Origin of the sequence: Parapedobacter soli, assembly GCF_025460835.1 — a bacterium.
GTDB classification, from domain to species: Bacteria; Bacteroidota; Bacteroidia; order Sphingobacteriales; family Sphingobacteriaceae; genus Parapedobacter; species Parapedobacter soli.
The window spans coordinates 38,412-56,536 of the sequence record NZ_JAMXAY010000035.1 but is presented as its reverse complement, the minus strand read 5'-3'; the positions used below and the strand labels follow the sequence as shown (position 1 = coordinate 56,536).

14 protein-coding genes and 1 tRNA gene are annotated in these 18,125 nt (G+C 52.0%); 9 read left to right on the top strand and 6 right to left on the bottom strand.

The window, feature by feature from the left end; translation table 11 throughout:
- The first annotated feature begins 74 nt into the window (after positions 1-74).
- On the top strand, positions 75-476 hold the full coding sequence (locus tag NGM62_RS22260) for a glycosyl-4,4'-diaponeurosporenoate acyltransferase CrtO family protein (RefSeq protein WP_390937533.1): 402 nt from the start codon (positions 75-77) through the stop codon (positions 474-476).
- Positions 477-496: 20 nt separating this feature from the next.
- Here NGM62_RS22260 and NGM62_RS14820 read toward each other — a convergent pair whose 3' ends face one another.
- The 4 genes from NGM62_RS14820 to NGM62_RS14805 form a co-directional block, all read right to left on the bottom strand.
- Positions 497-1,822: a sensor histidine kinase gene (locus NGM62_RS14820; RefSeq protein WP_262249033.1), complete on the bottom strand. Its 1,326-nt coding sequence runs from the start codon at positions 1,820-1,822 to the stop codon at positions 497-499.
- A gap of 197 nt (positions 1,823-2,019) precedes the next feature.
- A complete protein-coding gene (locus NGM62_RS14815) occupies positions 2,020-2,760 on the bottom strand; it encodes a 3-keto-disaccharide hydrolase (RefSeq protein ID WP_262249032.1) in 741 nt (246 codons plus the stop codon).
- 166 nt (positions 2,761-2,926) lie between these two features.
- Positions 2,927-3,002 (bottom strand) — tRNA-Gly (locus tag NGM62_RS14810).
- A 64-nt stretch (positions 3,003-3,066) separates the two neighbouring features.
- Positions 3,067-3,555, bottom strand: a complete 489-nt coding sequence (locus NGM62_RS14805; protein WP_262249031.1) for a regulatory protein RecX — start codon at positions 3,553-3,555, stop codon at positions 3,067-3,069.
- Positions 3,556-3,611: 56 nt separating this feature from the next.
- Here NGM62_RS14805 and NGM62_RS14800 point away from each other — a divergent pair, with 56 nt between their 5' ends.
- Entirely contained in the window at positions 3,612-6,077 is a 2,466-nt protein-coding gene (locus NGM62_RS14800) for a bifunctional UDP-N-acetylmuramoyl-tripeptide:D-alanyl-D-alanine ligase/alanine racemase (protein WP_262249030.1), read from the top strand.
- 106 nt (positions 6,078-6,183) lie between these two features.
- A complete protein-coding gene (locus NGM62_RS14795) occupies positions 6,184-6,780 on the top strand; it encodes a DUF502 domain-containing protein (protein WP_262249029.1) in 597 nt (198 codons plus the stop codon).
- A gap of 16 nt (positions 6,781-6,796) precedes the next feature.
- On the opposite strand, the gene NGM62_RS14790 is transcribed toward NGM62_RS14795, so the two are convergent.
- Positions 6,797-7,642, bottom strand: coding sequence for a 3-hydroxybutyryl-CoA dehydrogenase (locus tag NGM62_RS14790; protein WP_262249028.1), 846 nt, complete (start codon positions 7,640-7,642; stop codon positions 6,797-6,799).
- 250 nt (positions 7,643-7,892) lie between these two features.
- Between NGM62_RS14790 and NGM62_RS14785 the strand changes: the two genes are divergently transcribed.
- From NGM62_RS14785 to NGM62_RS14760, 6 genes are all read left to right on the top strand, one after another.
- A complete protein-coding gene (locus NGM62_RS14785; RefSeq protein WP_262249027.1) occupies positions 7,893-10,904 on the top strand; it encodes a TonB-dependent receptor in 3,012 nt (1,003 codons plus the stop codon).
- 46 nt (positions 10,905-10,950) lie between these two features.
- Entirely contained in the window at positions 10,951-11,883 is a 933-nt protein-coding gene (locus tag NGM62_RS14780; protein ID WP_262249026.1) for an ABC transporter ATP-binding protein, read from the top strand.
- Complete coding sequence (locus NGM62_RS14775; protein WP_262249025.1) at positions 11,883-13,214, top strand: ABC transporter permease; 1,332 nt, start codon at positions 11,883-11,885, stop codon at positions 13,212-13,214. The genes NGM62_RS14780 and NGM62_RS14775 overlap by 1 nt, the downstream gene beginning before the upstream one ends.
- 12 nt (positions 13,215-13,226) lie before the next feature.
- Positions 13,227-13,616 (top strand): hypothetical protein, encoded by a 390-nt coding sequence (locus tag NGM62_RS14770; protein WP_262249024.1) that lies wholly within the window; start codon positions 13,227-13,229, stop codon positions 13,614-13,616.
- Positions 13,617-13,631: 15 nt separating this feature from the next.
- Entirely contained in the window at positions 13,632-14,921 is a 1,290-nt protein-coding gene (locus NGM62_RS14765) for a tetratricopeptide repeat protein (RefSeq protein ID WP_262249023.1), read from the top strand.
- Positions 14,922-15,128: 207 nt separating this feature from the next.
- Positions 15,129-16,133 (top strand): sensor histidine kinase, encoded by a 1,005-nt coding sequence (locus NGM62_RS14760; RefSeq protein ID WP_262249022.1) that lies wholly within the window; start codon positions 15,129-15,131, stop codon positions 16,131-16,133.
- A 150-nt stretch (positions 16,134-16,283) separates the two neighbouring features.
- Here NGM62_RS14760 and NGM62_RS14755 read toward each other — a convergent pair whose 3' ends face one another.
- Positions 16,284-18,122, bottom strand: coding sequence for a UbiD family decarboxylase (locus tag NGM62_RS14755; RefSeq protein ID WP_262249021.1), 1,839 nt, complete (start codon positions 18,120-18,122; stop codon positions 16,284-16,286).
- Between the last annotated feature and the right edge of the window lie 3 nt (positions 18,123-18,125).

Sequence of the window (18,125 nt, the reverse complement as noted above, 5' to 3'; positions counted from 1 at the left end):
GACTTCAAAAAAGAAATATTGGGCTTTTTAAGGGTTGACTAATTACAGGACTTAATTATTGGTTTTATATTATTTTGGTAATAGCCGTTTTGTTCTCCGTACTGCCGCAGAAAGTACTCCAACAGCTCACAATCGGAAACAACCAAACGGTATATGAAAAATGGGGAGTCAAGTTTATCCGAAAGTTTGTGCAGGACGGAGATTGGATTAAATCGTGGTCGAACGGCTCATTACCATTGCGGATCGGAAATAAATTCCAAGCGCGCAGGTACTTGACCACTATAGCTATGTACGAGCGTTTTCATTGGACGTGCTTTATGTTTTTTGCCGGTACTGCCGTTTATGCGATTATAATTGGACATGTCTGGATCAGCCTTTGGATCACAGTAACAAATATAGCGTATAATGTCACGTCAATTATGCTCCAACAGTATAACCGTCTTCGAATTAATCGCTTGTATAAAATAATCGGGTAAACCTTTGCGCTCTGATTCGCTTAGCGGAGCTCCAAAATAAAAGTGGTTCCCTTGCCGGGTGTACTTACAAAGCGAAGTGTTCCCCCTAGTGCTTCGGACAGCTCTTTACACAGCACCAATCCCAACCCCACGCCCCTTTCATTGCGCGTGCCGGCATTGGGGTCGGTGTTGAGCGTAAATATCCTATCCTGTGCTTCTTCCGGTATGCCTATGCCATTGTCTGCCACACTGATAGCAACCGCACCGGCTGTCGCAATCGCACTCACGCGGACCCTACCATTGGGCTCAGTGAACTTCAAGGCATTGTTCACAAGGTTCCGGATGATAATTTGAATCATATGCCTATCGGTATGAGCCACCACATCTTCGTCCGGCAACGTCAGTTCCACGCCCTTGGCCCGGGCGGTACCGAGCTCGATTTCGAGGGCATCACGGATACAGGTACGTAAGTTCACCGGCTCAGATTTTACGGTAATTCCTTTGATCTGCTGCTGGGCCCACGTCAATAGGTTGGTTAGCAAAGCCGATGTCCCCGCCAACTGCTTCTTCAATTCCCCTTCGATATATTGGCGTTTATCCGGTTCCAGCGCTGTGTGGAACAACATATCCATGTAGTTATGTATATTTCCGAGCGGGGTGCGCAAATCGTGTGCAATAATGGAAAACATCCGGTCTTTCTCGGTATTCAGCCGTTCGAGTTCTTCTTTCTGCATGCCGATTTCGAGGTGTTGCCCGCGGATTGCTTCCGCACGGTCTGCTGCCGACCGGCGCTCAAATTCGTAGTTGGTGATGATATATGAGGTTCCGTAGTACAATACCGAAGATAAAATGATGTATTGGAACAAATGGTCCCAAAGCCGGTCCGACAGCGTGTTGTATTCAAATGACACCCAGTCCGGATACCGGTATTGCACGTACAGCAGCGTAGTCAATAAACTGATATTGATTGCACACCATATCAATTTAGCCCGCTTACTGGACGAAAGAACAATCATCGGGAATAGCGCAATCCAAAAACTAAGCAGGTTGGGGCCGTTTATTCCCCCCGCGAATAAAAAAATCAGTGAAAAGAACACATTTATTGTCACACCGAACAACCCAATCGCCAATTCCACGCGCTTCGCGACACGCGAAAGCACGAAGTAAATAATGAGAAGTACGATGGCTACGAATAAAAGATAGAGCGCTTCGTATTGCTGAAAGACGTAATTGATAGGGACGGAAACCAATAATCCCATCATGGCGAAAGCGCAGACCGAATGGAATATCCTGCCCTGCAATGAAAACTCATCAGGAGATCCCTTGAGTGTCGCCCACGGTCGGAACTGTCTGTACTGCGTAGACATTAGGATGATAGGTTATACTTAAACTTGTGGTTAAAGATAGTCTTTTACCGGGTGAGTCGCAACATCTTGGTTGTTCAAAATACGTTGGCCGCACCGAAATTCTGTTCAATTGGCCCGAGAGCGCATCTTTCAGCGCACAAAAAAATCCCCAGTGTTGTTCTACGGCCGGGGATTTCTATCATATTATTAACCAGCCGTTACAATTCCTTGATGCGGATATTGCGGTAGGCAACCACATCGCCATGATCTTGCAATGCGATCCTGCCTTTCGGGTACTTGGCGAAGCCTTCCCAGTCTTTGAATTTACTGGCGTTGAGTACCTCTTCCCATTCGGGCGTGCCAATGGTTACGTCGGCAGTTTGCACATCGTTGAGCCACAACGTGATTTGTCCATTATTTTTACGGATACGGGCTTTGTTCCATTCGCCCACGGCCTTCGGCTGGGACACTTCTGCACTACCAATCATGTCATACAGGGTGCCGGCGAGGTGGTTTTCTATTTTATTATCACCGGCATCGATGTTGTCAAGCACCTGCATCTCGATGCCGGTTTGGTAGGTTGCACTGTATTCAGGAACCTCATGGACACCGAAAATGATACCGCTGTTACCCCCCGATGAGATTTGCCATTCCAGTTCCAGCTCGAAGTTCTCGTATTCGCCGTCGGTCACAATATCGCCACGTTGCTCATGTGGAACGTCAGGATTGAACCGCAGTTCGCCATTTTGAGCCGTCCAAGCTGCTGTGACGGTATCTCGCAGATAGGTGTGCCAACCATTGGTGGTCTGTCCATCAAATAAAGATATCCAGCCACTATCCTCCGCAACGGAAGTCGTCGTGTCTTGGTCTTGGCTGTCACCATTTTTCTGCCCGGCTCCGCAAGAGGCCAGGAATACAACCGCAAAAGCAATAGTTAACCAGTTTTTCGAATTTTTCATGTTTAAAATGCTGTGTTGTTTTTTACTAGTTTGTTTGAGTTCCAATACTACGAACTTATTTTGAAATAGCCGCGCCTTCGGGAAAATAATTTATCTTAGAACTGGCTTTCACCACGTCGCTGAAAACGAAAAACCCTTTCTATCATCGATAGAAAGGGTCTGTTTTTGGAGCGAAAGACGAGGTTCGAACTCGCGACCTCAACCTTGGCAAGGTTGCGCTCTACCAACTGAGCTACTTTCGCTTGCTGTTTGTGGATGCAAATATAGTGGAGTTTTCGGCATCTGTCAAATAATTTTTGGAAAAAATCACAATTCATTGTCATTCAACAACTCGAGTATGAGCTCGCTCTCATACCCCTTGCTCAAGGCGTAGCGCACCAGCTTGTTTTTCCGTTTATAGGGGTGTGTTTCTTTTTCCAAGCGGGCCTTGGCGCGCAGAAGGTCGCCGAGCTTCCCGCGGTATTCTTGTTCATCTAGACTGGCCAGCGCGGCCCGGATGAGGGGGGCAGACACGGCCTTTTGGGCCAAACCTTGCTTAATCTTGTGCTTGCCCCAACCGTTTATCCGGAATTTACCCGAGGTATAGGCCATGGCGAACCGCTCTTCATTTAAAAATCCTTCGGTGATGAGCTCGGCGATAACATGCTCCACATCTCCGCTGTGTAGCCCCCAATGGTAAAGCTTGTCGCGTACTTCTTGCTGCGAGCGCTCCTGGTAAGCACAATAGGCTTCGGCTCTGCCTTTGGCTTGTCCGGGTGTCAGTTTTCTACGGCTTTGGCCGGTTAAGTCGTCCATAGCACCAAAATGGCAAAAAATTCTCGCAGTACCCAAAAAATGTTGAAATTCGTGCCATGGCTAAGCACACCCATTCTTATACCATCCGCGAGGTTTCGGAGGCAATGCAAACGGTAGATGCTGTCTACGCTGACGCCGCTGCCACCGTTGCGACATTGCTCTACGACAGCCGTCGGCTTATCTATACCGCCCAGGGGCTTTTTTTCGCCTTGCTAGGTCGGCGGGATGGGCATCGTTATCTCGATGACGTGTACGCATTGGGCGTCCGTAACTATGTGGTGATGGCCGGGCGGACCGATACCAGCCGGTTTCCGGACGCTAATTTTATTGTCGTTGAAGACACGCTCCGGGCGCTGCAAGAGCTGGCGTCATACCACCGGAGTAGGTTCGACTATCCCGTAATCGGCATTACAGGCAGTAATGGGAAGACCATTGTGAAAGAATGGCTCATGCAGCTGCTTTCACCCGAGCACCGAATCGTGCGCAGCCCGAAGAGCTATAATTCCCAGATCGGCGTGGCACTTTCGCTGTGGCAGATGGATGCCAGCTATGATTTAGCCATTATTGAAGCCGGTGTGAGCGAGCCCGGGGAAATGGAGCCGTTGCGCACGATGATCCGACCGGATATGGCTATCCTGACTACTGTGGGGCCTGCCCACGACGATGGATTCCGATCGCGTGAGGCAAAAATCAAGGAGAAACTTCAACTGTTCAGTGGCACAGCCAAAGCGGTGTATTCGCCCAACGACACCGCCGGAATACCGGTGCCGTCGGAGGGAGTGCATATCACGTGGGGTAGCAGCGATGCCACGTTGACGGTTGTGGGCCATGCCGCCACCGCGGGGAACCGGTGCACCATCCATGCGAAGCACAAAGGGGTCGATGTGGCTATTGACATCCCGTTCACAGACGCCGCAGCACGTGCCAATGCCGTTTGCTGTTGGGCGGTACTGCTGGCCATGGGATATGGCCAAGAGGTGATCCGGGCACGTATGGCGATGTTGCAGCCGGTGGAGATGCGGCTGCAAATGAAGAAGGGAATAAACAACTGCACCATAATAGATGATAGTTACAGCAATGACCTGGCTTCGCTGCATATAGCGCTCGATTTCTTGAAACAGCAGCACCGGCACCCGATCCGGACGCTGATTTTATCGGATCTCCCCGGCGTGGCAGAAGGCGAAGTCCAAGTTTATGATGATCTATTTAAGTTGCTGTCAGATAGCAGTATTAACAGGTTGATTACCGTAGGGCCAGTATTGGGTGAGTTCAAAGGTGCCCCAAATGGGATAATACGCGAGTCGTTTGCCGATACCGATGCATTGCTGGCGTCGCTGCCCAAGCTGGACTTCCATGATGAAACCATTTTGCTGAAAGGTGCCAGGCGCCACGCATTTGAGCGGGTCAGCGCCGCACTGATGGCCAAAGTGCACGACACGGTATTGGCAATCAATTTAAGTGCTGTAGAGCATAACCTGAACCAGTACCGGTCGCTACTGCCCAAGCAGGTCAAACTGATGGCGATGGTGAAAGCATTTTCTTACGGTAGCGGCGATTTTGAGATCGCGAGCCTGTTGCAGTTCAATAGGGTAGACTACCTTGCGGTGGCGTATGCCGATGAGGGCACCGAGCTCCGCAAGGCGGGTATCTGGATGCCGATCATGGTGATGAACCCCCAGCCAGCTTCTTTTGAAGCCCTGTTGGAGCACCGGCTTGAGCCCGAGATATACAGCTTTGCTATTCTCGAAGAGCTGATCAATACGCTGGTGTCGAAAAATATCAGCGGTTACCCCATCCACATCAAGGTGGATACCGGAATGCACCGCCTTGGTTTTGCAATGGCAGATCTGATGCAGCTGGTACAGCGTCTCGGTGATGCTCCCGAGGTTAAGGTGAAGTCGGTGTTTTCACACCTGGCAGCCGCCGGCGATGCACAGCACGACGCGTTTACGGTGGGACAGCTGACGGCCTTCCTGGGTTTTACAGATCGGTTGGTCGGAGCGCTACAGTACCCCGTACTTCGGCACATAGCCAATTCGGCCGCTATCCAGCGTTGGCCCCAGGCACACCTTGATATGGTACGGCTGGGGATAGGCTTGTATGGGATTGGCGCCGGGAGTGGTAATGCATTGCAGCTGCAGCAAACGGGTACCTTGAAAACTGTTGTTACGCAGCTGCACAGCATCCCGGGGGGCGACAGTGTGGGGTACGGGAGGCACGGGCGCGTAACGAAAGATAGCCGCATCGCAACGGTCAATATCGGCTATGCCGATGGATACGACCGGCGGTTTGGCAATGGGGTGGGGTACATGCTGGTGAACGGACAACGCGCGCCGACGATAGGTGATATCTGTATGGATATGACCATGCTGGATGTAAGCAGCATCGACGCCAAAACAGGTGATGAAGTCATCGTGTTCGACGATATCGAGGAGCAAGCAGCAGCTATCGGTACAATCCCGTACGAATTGCTCACCGGAATATCCCAACGGGTCAAACGGGTTTATTACTATGAGATGTGAGGGATTTGAGGAGCAAGGATTAATGGTTTGAGGAGCAAGGATTAATGATTTGAGGAACAAGGATTAATGGTTTGAGGAGCAAGGATTAATGATTAAATAAAAAAACATGAAAAATAAAACGCTACGACTGTTTTTTAATTACCTGATTAAAGGAGCGATAGTAGTGGTGCCGCTAGCTGGTGCACTGTTTCTGATTGTATGGATTGTGGCAAGCATCGACTCGGCCCTCAACCTAAGCAGCTGGTTTTGGGAAGATGAATTGGGCCGTCCGCTGTATGTGCCGGGCTTGGGGATACTTACCGTTATCATCGGATTGGTCATCGTAGGCATGATATTCACCAATGTGGTAACCGCACCGATATACAACTGGTTTAATGACCTCATCAACCGGATTCCCCTGTTCAATACCTTGTATTCGTCCATCAAAGATTTTACCGAAGCATTTGTTGGCGATGCCAAAAAATTCAACGAACCGGTGCTGGTGGAAGTGAATGAGACGGGCCTTAAAAAGGTGGGTTTCCTTACGCAGCACGATTTAACCGCACTCGGGCTGCAAGGTGAAGTGGTTGTTTACTTTCCGTATTCTTATTCGTTTGCGGGGCAGGTTGTTATCGTGAAGTCTGAGCGGGTAAAGCCCCTTCAGATGAGTGCCACCGACGCGATGAAGCTCGTGGTGTCGGGCGGGGTGAGCGGGTTGGAATAAGATCCGCTTACCGTCTTCAGTAGGTATAGAACCCTTGTCCTGATTTCCGCCCCAGCTTGCCGGCAGTCACCATGTTGACAAGGAGTGGGCAGGGTGCGTATTTCGGATTGCCGAAACCATCGTGCAGCACACGCATAATGGCGAGGCATACATCTAGTCCGATGAAATCGGCCAGTTGAAGCGGTCCCATCGGGTGGGCCATACCCAGCTTCATCACCGTGTCTATCGCCTCCGCATCGGCAACATTTTCATAAAGCGCATAAATAGCTTCGTTAATCAGGGGCATCAAAATGCGATTGGATACAAACCCCGGATAGTCGTTGACTTCTACCGGTGTTTTATCCAGTTGCTTGGAAAGGGCCAGTACTTTGGCGGTTGTATCGGCCGAAGTGGTGTAGCCCTTGATAACCTCCACCAGTTCCATCACCGGTACCGGGTTCATAAAATGCATGCCGATAACCCGGTCGGGGCGCTGCGTTTCGGCTGCTATTTTTGTGATGGAGATGGATGAGGTGTTACTCGCAAGGATGGTATGGTGGGGGCACAACCGGTCTAAGTCGCCAAATATTGCCAATTTGGTGCCTTCATGTTCCGTGGCCGCTTCCACCACCAGGTCGGCCTGTCGCACCCCGTCGGCCAGCACGGTATGGGTTGTGATGCGGGCTAGGATACGCTCCTTATCGGCCGAGGTGATGGCCTCCTTGTTGATTTGGCGGTCTAGATTATGGGCTATGGTTGCCAACGCTTTCGTCAATGCTGCAGCATTGATGTCTATCAGTGCGACCTCAAATCCATATTGCGCTAATGTGTGGGCTATTCCGTTGCCCATCGTACCCGAGCCGACGACGCTTATCCGTTGCATGGCATTCCAATTGGTTCAGCACAAACATAAAAAAAAACGCCCATCCACCAAAAGATGGAGTGGGCGTTCATCATCAAACTTAACCAAAAATATGAACTTTCTATTTCGTTATCTCTGCTGTTATTGGTGAGAGTATTTTTGAGCGTGAAAGTTTAATTTCCAAATTGTTAAAAAATGTTAATCCGTAGTTAGTTGTGTTCAGAAATATTTTTGTATTATTGTGGTAAACCCAATTATAACTGAGAACGCTATGGCACACATGACGACCTTTAAGCGCTTTGGATGGTATGGCATACTGTTCATGCTTCATTTTTCTTTCCTTCCGGCATTTGCCCAAACCACGATTTCGGGTACGGTCACCGATGCCGCCGGCCGACCGTTGGTTGGTGTAAGTATCCAAGTAAAGGGCAAGATCATCGGCACCACTACTAACGATGCCGGAGTGTTTACCGTGCGTGTAAACGACCAGCCGCCCCTTACCTTACATGTATCGTCCGTCGGTTACACACCGCAGGAAATCACGGTTGCTGAGCCCGCCCCGGCATTGTCCATTACCCTGCAGGAGCAGACCATTATGGCGTCGGAGGTGGTGGTATCCGCTTCGCGTATTGAAGAGAGCGTTATGCAATCGCCGGTTTCCATCGAGAAGCTGAATGTGTTGGGGATCCGGGAGAGCCCGCAACCCAGCTTCTATGACGCATTGCAAAACCTCAAAGGGGTGGAGATGAGCACCCAGTCGCTGACCTTCCGGTCGGTTAATACCCGTGGGTTCGCTTCCAATGGCAACACGCGGATGGTGCAGCTCATGGATGGCATGGACAACCAGGCCCCCGGCCTCAACTTCGCCGTGGGAAACGTGGTCGGCATGTCAGAGCTCGATGTGGAGAGCGTGGAGCTGCTTCCCGGGGCGGCATCGGCACTGTATGGTCCCAATGCTATCAATGGGCTGCTATTGATGAAAAGCAAATCACCTTTTACCTACCAGGGGCTGAGTGCTTACGTAAAAACCGGACTGATGAGTGCATCCAACCGCACTAAACCGAATACTGCATTTTATGATGTGGCGGTGCGCTTCGCAAAAGCATTCAACGACAGGGTCGCCTTCAAGGCGAATATTGCATACCTCAAAGCAAACGATTGGCAGGCAACGGATTACCGCGACCAAAGTTTTACCAATAACACCAACCTGGAAAACAACGTTGGCAATACGCAAGGCAACCCGACATACGATGGGGTGAATTGGTATGGCGACGTGGGTGCCAACCTATACGATGTGCTCTATGCCAATGGGACACCCGGCGATGGTTCCGATGGGTCGTCGGCCGCACTAGGAGCGATATTCACCACGCAGATCCCGCAAATCGGTAATTCAACGCTACCGCAGTTTATTGCAGGTTCAAACCCCTTGGAGCAGGTGGTCGCAGCACGTAATATCTTCCAGAATATGGTGCCCCAATATTACCAGTCGGCACCGGGTTATTCCGAACAGCAGCTTACCGACTACCCGACCAAGAGCCTGAAACTCAACGCATCCCTGCATTACCGGATCAACGATCGGGTGGAAGCTATCCTGCAGGCCAATTGGGGCAAAGGTTCCACGGTCTATACCGCTGCCGACCGCTACAATATCCAGAACTTCACGATGGGGCAGTACAAGGCAGAATTGCGCGGCGACAATTTCTTTGTGCGGGGCTACACCACGCGGGAAAATTCGGGTGATGCCCATGCGCTGGGAGTACTGGGCAGCCTGATGAGCCAGCGGTATCTGCAAACGGCCATCGGTGCAGGTGCGCCTACTTTCGTGCAGAATGCCTATACGCAATATGCCGGTGCATTTTTAGTGGCCTACCAGCAGGCGGTGGAGGGCGGGGCCGACCACAGCACCGCGGTTGGTGCCGCGCAAAATGCGGCGAATGCGTATGCCGGGGCTAATAGGGATGGATGGATGGGCGATGCAATGGCGCCTACACTGGAAACGGCAAATGGCTTGTTCTTGCCCGGTGGTACCGAGTTTGAGGCGACGGCGGCAGATATCAAAACACGGGCTATCCCATCCGGTGCCAATTTCCTCGACCGTTCCAACATGTACCATGCCGAAGGCATGTTCAATTTCAAGCAGCAAATCGATCCGGCTATTATGGAGTTGATTGCCGGCGCGAACTACCGGGTGTACGACCTCAATTCGGAAGGGACACTTTTTGCCCGCGACGACAACAATGAAGAATTCAACATCCGCGAATGGGGCGCATACGTGCAGGCCGGGCGGAACTTCAACGACATATTCAAGCTGACCGCTTCATTGCGCTACGATAAGAATGAGAATTTCAAAGGACAATTCAGCCCCCGCATATCGGGAGTACTCACCGTTGCCGAAGATCACAACTTCAGGGCGTCGTTCCAGCGGGGGTTCCGCATACCTACTACGCAGAACCAATATATCGACCTGCTGACGCCACAGGCGCGGCTTGTCGGTGGCCTGCCGCTGTTCCGTGAGCGCTATGATATGGTCAGCAACCCCGTGTATGCCCTTTCAGACGTGCAAAGTGGCAACATTACGCCGTACCAATTCAAGGATTGGGAACCCGAAAAGGTGGAGACCTACGAGCTGGGCTATAAGAGCGTAATCGATAACCGGCTCTTTATAGACCTCTTCTATTATTACAATCGGTTTCTCACATTCGAGGGAGTTACCGTATTAGTGCAGTTGAAAGATCCGAATGGGTCGCCGGCCGACCTGGCCGACCCCACGCGCCGCAATGTGTATAGCATGCCCGTGAACGCGCCGCAGGTGCTTAAAAACTCGGGGTGGGGCATCGGGCTCGACTACGTCATCGGGCGTGGATATACGCTTACGGGAAATGTCACACAAAACGTATTGCTCAATGACGACGAACTGCGGGAGCAGGATCCGTCTTTCGTCACGTTTTTCAATTCGCCGAAATATCGGTTCAACATAGGCTTTTCCAATCGCGATATCAACCGGTCCGGCTGGGGTTTCGGCTTGACCTTCCGCCATCAGGCCGAGTTTCTGTGGAACGGCTCGATCGGCACCCCGGCCGTCAATATCGGCAGGCACTCCATGATCCCGGCATATTCCACATTCGATGCGCAGGTGAGTAAGAAAATACCCGCCATCAGGTCTATCGTAAAATTGGGCGGCACCAACATAGGCAATAAGCTCTATACCACGAGCTGGGGCAACCCGTCGGTGGGTGGCTTATATTATGTGTCGCTGTTATTTGATGAGCTGCTGAACCTGTAACAATATCTGCATGTGTGCGTCAAATGTGAAAACCACAAAACACACAATGCTTGAAATTAAAAATATTGTAAAACAATATGCTAACCACCGGGCTTTGGATGACGTATCCACACGGGTGGAAGAGGGGAGTATATTCGGTCTTTTGGGGCCCAACGGTGCCGGGAAAACATCGCTCATCCGGATTATCAACCAGATAACGGCGCCCGATGGCGGGGAAATCTATTTCGATGGCGAGCGGTTGAATCCCGGCCATATCAGTCGCATCGGGTACCTTCCCGAGGAACGGGGGCTCTATAAAAAGATGGAGATAGGCGAGCAGATGCTCTACCTCGCCCAGTTAAAAGGCCTTTCAAAAAGTGAAGCAACCGAACGCATTAAACATTGGTTCGAAAAAATGGACATGCAGACCTGGTGGCACAAAAAGGTAGAAGACCTGAGTAAAGGCATGCAGCAGAAAGTGCAGTTTGTGGCAACGGTGGTGCATCAGCCCAGTCTGATTATCCTCGATGAACCGTTTACGGGATTTGACCCGGTCAACGTAAACATCATCAAAGAGGAGATCCTTGCCCTGAACCGCGGCGGTGCCACCATCATTTTTTCCACCCACCGGATGGAATCTGTCGAAGAGCTATGCGACAGCATCATACTCATCAACAAATCGAAGAAGATCCTGGATGGTAAGGTAAAGGAAATCAAAAACACCTACCGCACGAATACCTACCGCGTGGAGTACCTGCACCAAGAAGAACGGATTGCCGGCGTGGAGGGCTTGTTTACCATTGCTGGCCGGGAGGCTACCGGTGATAACACCACGCTCACCATACAGATTGCTGATGGCAAGACCATCAACGACGTGTTGGCCTATTTGATTCCGTTGGTACATATCCATGAGCTCAAGGAAGTAGTTCCGAGTATCCACGATATTTTCGTCCAACAAGTAACCACTCAAACCACTGCACCTATAAGAGACGCCCAATAATGAACAAGATATTACTGATTATCAAGCGCGAATACCTGAGCCGGGTTAAGAAAAAATCCTTTTTGCTGGTCACTTTTCTGGTTCCGCTGTTTCTCATCGGAATCTATGCGCTCACCATATACCTTACCGCCAAGAGTTTTGAGAACAACCAGGCCACGGTCTATGTGGTAGACCAAAGTGGCCTTTTCGAAGGGAAAGTAGCGAATACCGAAGACGTCACTTTTATCGGTGTATCCGGTGATGTTGCCGCTGAAAAGGAGCGGATACTCGCCGAGGGTGGGAAAACGTTCCTTTTGATTATTCCTGCCGACATCGAAGCCTCATCGCGGGTGGAGCTTTTTTCGAAAGAAGCGGCTAGTTTCGGCGTACAGGGCGAGGTGTCCGACCAATTGGAAGAGGTACTCCGCGATAGGGCGTATGCGGATGCGGGCATTGACCGCGCTACCGTAGAAAGTATCAGTCCCCGCGTGAACATTTCGGCCAAGGAAATTACCGAAGAAGGTGAGAAAGATAGTAGCGCCGGGGCGGCCATGGGCATTGCCATGTCACTTTCCATCCTGGTCTATATCTGCTTATTCCTTTATGGCTCGCAGGTGATGCGGGGTATCATTGAGGAAAAAAACAGCCGTATCGTAGAGGTGATCATCTCGTCGGTAAAGCCGTTCCAACTAATGATGGGCAAAATCATCGGCATTGGCTTGGTCGGCCTTACCCAGTTTATCCTATGGATTGTGCTTTCGTCGGCACTGATGGGTATCGCCGGCACGGGTATGATGGGCAAAATAGCGATGGAAACGCAGGTGGAAAACCAGCAACAACTATTGACGGATAGCGGCGTAGCAGCCACGGCGTCGACCCCGGAAATAGGCATGGTTGGTAAGGTCACGCAGGAACTGGCCAAGGTCGATTTCCAAACAATCATTATCACCTTTTTGCTCTATTTTTTCGGAGGTTACCTGCTTTACAGTGCGTTGTTTGCCGCCGTAGGCTCGGCGGTGGATAGTGAAACGGAAACGCAGCAATTCATGCTGCCGATCACGATACCGCTCCTGTTTACATATATCCTCTCGTTTGGGGTACTGATCAACGACCCGCACGGGCCTTTAGCCTTCTGGCTGAGTATGGTCCCCTTTACCTCGCCGATAGCCATGCTGGTGCGGGTGCCGTTTGGCGTACCCGTATGGGAGATCGCGCTGTCGTTGGCGCTGCTGGTGGGGGGCTTTATCGTTACCACCTGGGTGGCTGGCCGGATATACCGCGTGGGCATCCTGATGTATGGCAAGAAAGCCAGTTATAAAGAGCTGGTCAAATGGTTCCGTTATAAAGGATAATAGCCGTATGACATGAAGCCCGTTATCGCCGCGATCCTATTCCTCTTAACCGGGGTTACCGTCCAGGCCCAATACCGCGAGTTGGTTGGCCGTCCGTATCCGCGGCGGCTGGATGCGATTGACCGGCTTTACGGGAGTGTTATCGCCGAGGAGATGCCGGCCGGCGACGTTGCCGATACGCTCAAAGGCATGCGGGCACTGGCCGAAGAGCTGGATGATGAGGAGCTGCTACTGGAAGCCGATTTGCTGGAAGCGAGTTATGACCTCGAGGTGGGGGCGGGCAGTTTGGAAAAGATGCAGCAAACGTTGGATAAGGCCACAGAGGCGGGCATATCCCATGTTGTTTACCGTGCGGTTTGGTGCATTGGCCAGTATTACTGGATGCAGGAAAAATACGAATAAGGGTTCCGGTGGTATATGCGGCTGGACGATATGATGCGGAATGTCGATGTGGCCGACTTTCCCAATAAAGCGATTTACCTCGAAGAGATTGGCAGGGCCTATTACCGTTTTGGAGATTACGAGCAAGCTATTCCTTATTTCAAAACCGTTGCGGCATTGCCTGCCAGCGATTTCTACCTCCCCAGCTGGCGGCACGCCATCAATACCATGGGGCTGACCTACCGCCAGCTGGGGTTATTGGACCAATCGGATAGCTGTTTCCGGCAGTTGATAACGCACGCTACCGATGTGAGCGAGCAGTGGGTGGGGATCGCTTCGGGCAACCTCGGTTACAACGAATACCTGCGGGGCAATTACGACGATGCCGTTCCGTTGTTCGAGAAAGATATCCGCATTGCGGAGCAATATGACGATCCAGGGCTCGCCGCCGGCTCGGCAATGCCATTGGCCGACGTGCTGTTACAGCGCGGGCAGGTGGCTGCGGCAAAAGCATCGCTCGATAAAGCTTACGCCTATATCCAAGAATCCAGGCAATACGACCGCCTGCGCGAGTGGTACCCTATAATGAGCAAATGGTACACGGCGGTAGGCCAGCAACAGGTGGCTGCCCAATACCTCGATTCCGCGCTGGAGGCTAATAAGCGCTACGCTGAAAAATTCAATGCGCTGAAGCTCATGCGCGCCAACCAGGAAATCATGGCCAGCCGGCAGGAGGCGGCGCTGGAACGTCTCCACGCCGAAGCGGCCCGCCAGCGCGTGAGGCGCAACGCCATAGTTGCCGGGTTGGTGTTGGCAGCATTTGCCATTCTGGTGCTTTATGGAATAACCGTTTACCGCAACCGTATCCGCCGTAAATTGCAGGAGTCCGAACTCGAACGCGCGCATCACGAGCTGGATAGTGCCCGCCGATTGCTTGAGGGTTATGCCAGCCGGATTTTGAGCAATGCCCGTATTATCCAGTCTATGGAAGGTACTGAACCGGAGCGGGACGACCCTGCCCTGCGGCAGCTACGCACAGCCACTATCCTTACGGATGCCGATTGGATTGATTTCCGGACCCAATTCCAGAAAGTATATCCCGGTGTTACCGAAAGGCTCACCGAGCAGCACCCCGACCTCACACCTGCCGAATTGCGCTACCTATTCCTGCTTAAACTGGAATTGTCGAATCACGAAATTGCCCACGCATTGGGTATCTCTCCCGCCTCCCTACCGGTCACGTGGCATCGCATCCGTAAAAAAATCGGCCTTTCTGCAAGTTTTACACCGCCAATGTTCTATACCGACTATTTTGTTGGCAACTAAGGGGTTGTCGTACATATCTGTTCGTTGTAACGCTAGTTGTAACGCCTAAAAAAGCCACTTTTTGGGGAATACCGCTATATTCGCGAGACCCAGTTATATAAAAGAAACAAAATGACGCCTTTACTACCAATTCATTAATAAGCACTGATTTCATGTGAGGCAGATGCCATGCTGTACCGTGGGGGTGGGCGCACTAAACTTTTAGTAATGAATATAGCCGCATTGATAACAAAGCAGTATCTAACGGTTGATGCTTATGTTGAAGCATGCAACGCGAGAATCCTACTGCAGATACAGGATGCTGTGGTGGTAATGGATGGCGATAGGGCCATCGGGATCCTTACGGCCATGGACGTGGCCTTGAAGCCGGAGGGCCTGGTCGTGGAATGCTTCCGTTATCGGCCGCCTGTCGACTTCACGGATACCCTCAGTACGGTCCTCGACCGTATGGTAGCCAGCGGAGACACTACGCTCCCGGTAAACCGCCAGGGGAGCTTTTATGGCCTCATCAAACAGTCGACCATCTTAGCCCACCTATACGCTAACCAAGAGAAGCAGAAATTGGCCTTATTGGCAGCGGCCCACGATATACGCTGCCCCATAGCGGCGATAGAGACATTGGGAACGATATTGAAGGCAGACCCGGCATTGAGCCACCACCAACATCTCATCGGCAAACTAAACGAAACGTGCGATTACATACAGATGCTTATTGAGGATATCCTTACCACCGAACAATGCCAAGACGAAGCCATCGAACTGGCGGACGAACGCCTTGACGAGCTGGTTGATACCTGTACGGAATCCCTTGCCGATAAGTTTGAGGGCAAGCAGCTGGTTTTGTCAAAGCACCTGGTGTCAAATACCGTCATTAAAGTAGACCGCCCTAAATTAACCCGGGCCATCAGCAATATCCTTTGGAACAGCATCAAGTTCACCCATCCGGGAGGGGTGATTGACGTGTTCACCGAGGAGGTGCCGGGCTGGGCCATGCTGGTGGTGCAGGATACGGGAATAGGTGTCCCCAAGTCGATGCAGGAACATATCTTCGATAAGTTTACGGAGGCCAAACGGAAAGGTACTGCGGGAGAACCGACGACCGGACTAGGGCTTTACCTCACGAAAACCGTTGTCGAATCGCATGGCGGCACCATCAGTATGGAAAGTGATGGGCAGAGCGGCAGCCGTTTCACCATATCGCTTCCATGTTGAAGTCGTTCCTGTTTAGGTCTGCGTCCCTCAGGCTTTTGGTATTGCTTATCGTTTTGCTGCTCGTGCTTTCGCTGTGGGCATACCTACACTACGAGGGAGTGTTAGCGCGCATCCAACATGACGTAGACCAGCTAGAATCACATTGAAAACTCACAGGATACCGTGCAACGGTCCGCCTTGGGCACCCAGGGCGTCCACCCGCTTTTCTACTTCCGCATCTTTGATGAGCTCGGGTGCGTGGTGTGGTTTTTTACGTGCGTCGATAACCAATGGCCCACGGCACCCCCAGTGCTTATGCCGGGTGAAGCTGCCTACGCCGTGGATGTCGTGCGACGGGTTGCTGCGCGTAAAGGTAATCCATACGAAATTATCCACGTTGGCTGCGGTGAAGGCAGCATCGTCGCAAAGAACCACAAGCTGTACACCTTCGAGGCCCAGGCTACCGGCCTCGTGGCACCACGTGTCAATACGGCTACTCTCAGTAGCTTCATCGATATAGGGCGGTGCTTCCACGGCCAGCACGCCCGGCAGGGCAAGCTTACACTGGTGGAAGGGCCGCGGCAACTCAAACCCGCCCGGTAGTTCGGTGGCCAGCTCACGCCTCTTATTACCTACGGCCGCGAAGACAACTTTCGAACCCGCATTGAGGCCATCGCCGGTATAATCTAGGGTGTCGATGGTTGTTTGCGTATGGAAGTGCAGGTCTCGCTTCAGGTCGATACGTTCCAAAATATGCGTTAAGAATGCGGGGACGTCGTTGATGTCCAGTTGCGGGTTGTCTTGGTGTGCCGAAATCAGCAAGTATTTGGCTAAGCTTAGTTGGTTTTTACCTAATATCTGGTTGGCAATGGTGAGTATTTCCTGCGGCCGCTGTGTTTCCGCGTAGGGTGTGTATCGCTCGCTGCCGATGGCGAAGAGGAGGGGGTGCACGCCAGCAGCGTCCACGGCATGGACGGCATGGAGACCGTTTATTTCCTGCGGGATCGCCGATCCGGTGATTTCGTGGATCAATGCGCCGAAGCTGGTGTCTTCCTGCGGCGGCCGCCCCACCACGGTGAACGACCATATCGGGTCTTTGCGGTGGTAGACTTTATGCACACGCATCAACGGGAAGGGGTGCACCAAACTGTAATAGCCCAGATGGTCGCCGAAAGGGCCTTCCGGCTTGTTTTCGTGCGGGTACACGGTTCCGGTGATTACAAAATCGGCGTCGTTGGAGATGCAGAAGCCATCGGCATCGTAGAAATAACGGAAGCGGCGATTGCCCAGCGCGCCCGCAAAGGTCAATTCGGAAAGCCCTTCAGGTAGGGGCATCACTGCTGCCAGCGCGTGGGCCGGCGGTCCACCCACAAAAATACTCACCTTCAGCGGTTGGCCCAGCTCATTGGCTTTGGTCTGGTGTATGCCGATGCCACGGTGCAGCTGGTAGTGGAGCCCTACCTCCGTGTCGGGGGCATAATCGTTGCCCGCCAGTTGGATGCGGTACATCCCTAAGTTGGCGTTCATCACCCCCGGTTTGGTAATGTCTTCGGTATATACCTGGGGCATGGTCACGAACGGGCCGCCGTCCATGGGCCAGTTCACAATCTGCGGCAGTTGGCTGATGCGCGTGGTGCCGTGTAAGATGGGTGCATCCCGCTTCGTTTTCCAGGGTAGGGCAGACAGTGCGGTCGTAGCCACATTCGCATACCTGAAGGGTTTCTTCAGTGCTTGCATGGGGTCTGACTTGACGTCGACCAATACCTTGATTTTGTCGAGCGTGTCCCTGAACATGAAGCGCGAGCGTTCTAGCGTTCCGAACAGGTTTGACACCGCTGGGAACCGGCTTCCCTTGATGTTTTCGAATAGCAGTGCGGGGCCCCGCGCATCATACACACGCATGTGGATGGCTGCCATTTCCAGATAGGGGTCTACCTCCTGTTTAATGCGGACAAGGTGTCCGTGGCGTTCCAAATCGTCTATGCATTCGGCGAGGCTTCGATATCCCATGGT